This is a genomic window from Zavarzinella formosa DSM 19928, assembly GCF_000255705.1.
In the GTDB taxonomy this organism is placed as follows: Bacteria; Planctomycetota; Planctomycetia; order Gemmatales; family Gemmataceae; genus Zavarzinella; species Zavarzinella formosa.
Window position 1 is genome coordinate 262105 of sequence record NZ_JH636447.1, and the last position, 1894, is coordinate 263998.

General features: G+C 63.7%; 1 protein-coding gene. It reads left to right on the top strand.

The window, feature by feature from the left end; translation table 11 throughout:
• A partial coding sequence (locus BGIM_RS54590) for a DUF1549 and DUF1553 domain-containing protein (RefSeq protein WP_193789062.1) occupies positions 1–1894 on the top strand: 1894 nt, incomplete at both ends.

Genomic DNA, 1894 nt, shown 5'->3' on the forward strand with positions numbered 1-1894 from the left:
TCTCACCGGCCTGCCCCCGACCCCCGTCGAGCAAGAGGCCTTCCTCGCGGACCAGTCTCCGGGGGCATATGAGAAAGTGGTTGACCGGTTGCTGGCCTCGCCCCGCTACGGCGAACGCTGGGGCCGCCACTGGCTCGATGTCGCCGGATATGCGGACAGTGAGGGAATTCTGGATGCCGATTACATTCGATCCGCCGCCTGGCGTTACCGCGACTGGGTGATCCGGGCGGTCAACGCCGACATGCCTTACGACAAGTTCCTCCGCGAACAGATTGCCGGGGATGAATACAGCGATTACTGGACGCACTACCACAAGTCGAAAGAACTGCCGCCGGGAGTGGTCGATTCGCTGATCGCCACCGGATTCCTGCGGTGCGCGTCCGACACGAGCCGACCCGACTTCGTGAGCATCAAAAACGCGCCGGGCTACTATTACCAGACACTCGACGACACCCAAGCCATCGTCGGCTCCGCCGTTCTCGGCCTCACGGTCCAGTGCGCGAAGTGCCACACGCACAAGTTTGACCCAATCCCGCAAGCTGATTACTATCGCTTACAGGCGGTGTTCATGAGCGGTTATCGCCCGGCGCAATGGGTGCCGCAGGTGCAACGCCGGTTGAACGAGGCCACCGCGTCACAAGAGAAATCGGCGGCCGACCGGAACGCGGAAATTGCCAAGACGGTCGCGGAGTTGCGGAAATCACAAGCCGAACTCCGGAAACAATTCGCCCTCAAGTTGTTCGAGGACCGGCTGGCGAAACTGCCTCCAGCCATTCGGGAGGACACTCGCCTTGCGGTGAACGCGGACCCGATGAAACGGACCGAGGTTCAGAAGTATCTCGCCGAAAAATTTACCCCGGAGTTGAAACCGGCCGAGGCCGCCTTGCCCGCGCTGCTGGCCGGGGCTTATCCCGAGTATGCCGCCAAGATCAAACCGATTGACGCGGCCATCGTGGCCGAAGAGGCGAAGAAGCACACATTTGCCGAGATCCGGGCGATGTACGACCTGCCCGGAGAACCAAAGACGCCCGTGCTGCGGCGAGGCGATTACTTGAAGCCGGGGCCGGAAGTCACGCCGGGCGTGCTGTCGTGCGTCGCCACCCCGAAGCCATTTGCCTGGACGCCCCCCGCGAAAGACGCGCCGACGAGCGGCCGTCGTCGGGCCTTGGCCGACTGGATTACGCAACCGGGCCATCCGCTCACCAGTCGCGTGATGGTGAACCGCGTTTGGCTGCACCACTTCGGCGAGGGGTTGGTCCGCACTCCGGAAAACTTCGGCCTCCAAGGGACGAAGCCGACGCATCCTGAGTTGCTTGACTGGCTCGCGTGCGAATTCGAGGCGGGCGGCTGGTCGCTGAAAAAACTTCACCGGCTCATTCTCACCTCGGCCGCGTACCGCCAATCCAGCGCCGAGGCCGGTGATCGAAACGCGGAGCGAAAGGCCGACCCCGACAACACCCTCCTGTGGCGGCAGCGATTGCGGCGGGTCGAGGCGGAGTCCCTGCGTGATTCGATGTTGTTTGTCGCCGGAACGCTCAACGAGGGACGGTTCGGCCCGCCGGTCCCCGTGCAACAATTGTCCAGCGACGAAGTGGTGATCGCGGCCAACCCCGCCAGTCAGCGGCGCTCGGTGTATCTGCAAGTGCGGCGTTCCCAGCCGGTCACGCTGTTGCAACTATTCGACCAACCCCGGATTGAAACGAACTGCACCCGGCGTGGCGTGTCCACGGTGGCCTCTCAGGCACTAACCCTTCTCAACAGCGACACACTGGCCCGGCAAGCCGAGGCATTCGCCGACCGGTTGACGAAGGAATCACCGGTTGATCCCACCGGGGCGTCCGTCCGGCTGGCGTTCGCCCGTCCGGCCCGGCCTGCGGAACTTGCCACGTTGAAC